The sequence below is a fragment of the Klenkia sp. AC732 genome, from assembly GCF_979256525.1.
In genome coordinates this window covers 1-291 of sequence record NZ_CEEDOS010000107.1, presented here as the reverse complement: position 1 = coordinate 291, position 291 = coordinate 1, and the positions used below count along the sequence as shown (strand labels likewise).

The window sequence follows — 291 nt, the reverse complement described above, 5'->3', positions numbered from 1 at the left end:
ATCCGGACCTCGGCGCTGGTGCGCAGGTCCACGACGGCGGTCACGCCCAGCTCGTCGACCAGCTGGTGCACGTCCTGCTCGGTCAGCTCCTGCAGGTCGTCGCTGCGCAGCACCCGGCCCGGCCCCGTCGCCCCGCCGCCGACCAGCGGCAGCCCGCCCAGGTCGCGGGTGTTCGCGGTCCCCTGCCGGGCCAGCCAGCGGTCGGTGTCGGGCACGGGGCGAACCTATCCAGGACGGCGTCCCGCGCGGTCGGGACTGACCCGCCCAGCCGCGCGCCGGGACGACGGCGAG

The 291-nt window shown here is 77.3% G+C and carries 1 protein-coding gene; it reads right to left on the bottom strand.

Annotation, left to right across the window (positions count from 1 at the left end; translation table 11 throughout):
- A partial coding sequence (locus AC0IVP_RS21875; RefSeq protein ID WP_471759276.1) for a tyrosine-protein phosphatase occupies window positions 1-215 on the bottom strand: 215 nt, incomplete at its 3' end.
- Window positions 216-291: the final 76 nt, after the last annotated feature.